This is a genomic window from Bradyrhizobium sp. (genome assembly GCF_017881085.1).
Classification (GTDB): domain Bacteria; phylum Pseudomonadota; class Alphaproteobacteria; order Rhizobiales; family Xanthobacteraceae; genus Bradyrhizobium.
The window spans coordinates 1-2,908 of sequence record NZ_JADGRI010000474.1; the positions used below are offsets into that span (position 1 = coordinate 1).

General features: G+C 60.8%; 4 protein-coding genes. 2 read left to right on the forward strand and 2 right to left on the reverse strand.

Annotation, left to right across the window (positions count from 1 at the left end; translation table 11 throughout):
* On the forward strand, nucleotides 1-1,186 hold a 1,186-nt coding region (locus QZ213_RS26815; protein ID WP_365885403.1), incomplete at its 5' end, for a peptidase M15.
* Between the two features lie 180 nt (nucleotides 1,187-1,366).
* Here QZ213_RS26815 and QZ213_RS26820 read toward each other — a convergent pair.
* Nucleotides 1,367-1,522 carry a hypothetical protein gene (locus tag QZ213_RS26820; protein ID WP_291689070.1) on the reverse strand — a complete coding sequence of 52 codons (156 nt, stop codon included), beginning with the start codon at nucleotides 1,520-1,522 and terminating at the stop codon, nucleotides 1,367-1,369.
* Between QZ213_RS26820 and QZ213_RS27250 the strand changes: the two genes are divergently transcribed.
* Entirely contained in the window at nucleotides 1,491-1,565 is a 75-nt protein-coding gene (locus QZ213_RS27250) for a hypothetical protein (RefSeq protein ID WP_365885405.1), read from the forward strand. The genes QZ213_RS26820 and QZ213_RS27250 overlap by 32 nt on opposite strands.
* 155 nt (nucleotides 1,566-1,720) lie before the next feature.
* Here the strand turns inward: QZ213_RS27250 and QZ213_RS26825 are convergent, their stop codons facing one another.
* On the reverse strand, nucleotides 1,721-2,782 hold the full coding sequence (locus QZ213_RS26825) for a medium chain dehydrogenase/reductase family protein (RefSeq protein WP_291689071.1): 1,062 nt from the start codon (nucleotides 2,780-2,782) through the stop codon (nucleotides 1,721-1,723).
* Nucleotides 2,783-2,908 lie beyond the last annotated feature (126 nt).

Here is a 2,908-nt window from a genome sequence, read left to right on the forward strand (position 1 = left end):
TGTGCAATCCGGTTCCGATGAGGCTGGGATGATGAACCTGCGGCGAATCTCTGCTGTGCCGGCGCCATTGTTGCGATCGGTCATTCTCGCGACCGGGGTTGTCGGCTTGCTCGCTGCCTTCGGGCCTGCAGGAATCCAGAACACCGGCGCGGCGCCACGCAAGGACATCAGCGCTGCCTCTGTCTCCACCGAACAGGAGCTCGCCGGGGCACCGCAGCCAAGCTCGATGCTCAATGACGATCTCGGTCAAACCGATGTGGCGAAGGCCGAGCTATCGCTTGCGGGAGCAGTCGCCGACGCATCAATCGCTCTGAACAAGCCGGAGCCGGTTGTCGAAACGGCCTCGACCAATTCGCCGGATGTGCCGCCAGCCGAACCAGCGCCTGTGCGAGTCGCAACGGCGAATCCGTCGGATCTCGAACCTGGCGACGCCGGCAAGGCCGTGAGCTCCATCGAAATCGTCGACGAGTGCCTGGTCGTGGACATCTGCGTCGATCGATATCTGTGGGCGCTTTATCAACGGACGCCCAAGGAGGACACCATCAAGGAGCTTGAACGGAGGAACGTCGCCGTCAAGCGGAAGGGCAAGATGGTGACTGTCGCCAGAGCCTTCACCAAGCTGGTCGATGAAGATTTTGGCTGGAAGGATCCGAAGGCGGCGGATCGAGCCGGCATGTCGATGATGGACTACGTGATCGGAGGCATGGATCGGAGCTTCAAGCTAAGACTGTTTCATACGCTTCACGCGGCGGAGGCGGCGGGCCTTTCGCCCGGCATCACCAGCGCATTCCGTGATGACTACCGCCAGTCGATCGCAAGCGGCCTCAAGGCGGCGAGCAGCAGGTCGTATCATGGCGGGAGCTCCCGCGGTGGCTATGGGCATGGGCTTGCGGCCGATATCGTGAGTGTCCAGGGCGGAACTCGCGACCAGCGATGGGCTTCCTCCGAAAAGCTCTGGAAGTGGGTTGATGCGCATGGGAAGGAGTTCGGAATCGGGCGCCCATATCTCGGCAGGGACCCGCCGCATGTCGCACCGGTCGACGGCCAGGAATACGCGGCGCACCACCGCGGCTCCAAACAGGCGAGATCGGACGTGAAGAAGGTGAAGCGCGTGGCCATACGGGATGACCCGAGTCTCGCGAAGCGCCCGAGAGCTGCAGCAACCTCGAAGATGAGAGCGAGCTGAGCGCCCCGGTTCCGATATGAGGCTCGCAAAATAAGAAATCCGAAATGGCGGTGGTAACCCGCCTTCAAGTGGCTTCGTCGAAACGGCGGCGGGAACAGCGGTTGGCCTACTAGCGGAGAACGGCGACCCGACGCATAATTTTTTCAATACACCCGGCACGGGCGGTCTGTCCCCTCTTTTTCAGGTCGCGGAAGTTAACGGTCCCAATATCGAGTCCGTATTCATCTCGGGGGCCTCAATTGGTTGCGTGGGCGATTCATGCTCCATCTCCGGCAGCGTCCCCGAGCCGTCAACCTGGGCGATGATGCTTTTGGGGTTCGCGAGCATCGGCTTCATGGCGTATCGCCGGAAGTCAAAGCCCGCATTTATCGCTACCTGACGCACCAACATCAGATTGAAATTGAAGAGCCGCCACCGGGCGGCTTTTTTTGGCCGCGTCAGTTGGGCGACTTCCGAAATCGTGCCAAAACCGGAAGTCGAAACTTACGCTCAGATTGGTAGCACACTCAAGAGCATCGCGAAGCGATGAATGGGTTACGCGACAAGCTGCGAGGCCGGCCATGGTAGCAGCACAATCTTGCCGCCCAGCCCACCAGCGTCGATGCGCGCGTGGACATTCTTCGCGGCAGCCAGTGGTTCGCGACCGGTAACCACCGGATGAATGGCACCGTTGCGGAGCAACTCGAACAGAGCAGCCATGTCAGCCCTAAAATCTTCAGGGTGCGACAGGCGGCGGTCAGTGATGCTGTACCAAAGCGCACGACGGCCGCGGAATAGAAAGCTCAATGCGCCCCATAGCTTCAACCGCGCCAATCCTAGCCCAGCCGCGATAATGCTTTCGTGCCCGATTGCCATGGTCTGGGAGCCGTAGCCGATGAGGGTACCTCCTGGCGCGAGACAGGCGAAGGACCGGTCGAAATGCGATCCTCCGATCGCATCGAATGCCGCATCGACGCCGGCGCCACCAAGTCGTGACTCGGTAAGTTTACGTACCGAAGCAACGAAGTCACCCGCGCGATAGTCGATTGCGGTCGCACCAAATCGCTCAACAGCGGCAAAGTTCGTTGCTGAGCACGTTCCGATTGCCTTGAGGCCAAAATGACGCGCGAGATCGAGCATCGCCGTACCAACCGAGCCTGACGCGCCGATGACGAGGATCGTCTCGCCGGGAATTAAGCGACGATAGCGCGTGAGCATCTGGAAGGCCGTAAGGTAGGCGAGCGGGATGCAAACGGCCTCTGCCATATCGACGCCATCCGGAACCGGCACGAGAAAACGCGCAGGCCGAATAGCATATTGCGCGTAACCACCGACCACGCAGAGGTCGGCAACGATTTGTCCCTCGCGCGGCGCGACCACACCGGAGCCAGCCTTCTCGACAACACCGACTAGCTCGTAGCCTGGGGTGAACGGCAGCGGTCCTTTGAAGTCAGGATAGCGGCCACGCCGAATGAAGCTGTCGGTGAAGCCGGTTCCGGCAGCGAGAACCTTGATGCGCACCTCGCCGGGTCCTGGATTGGGGATTGTTGACTCTTCCGCCAGTTCCAAGACCTCGGGGCCACCGAACCGCGATATGCGAACGTGTTGCCACGACATGGGAGCAGCTTGGCACATTCGACTCCCGCCAGCGAGATTAATCGGTTGTCAGCTGCTGCCTTTGGATGCCTGTCGTCGCTGTGGGCCTTGTCACCGCCGAAGGATAATCGACGTCGCTTATGGGTC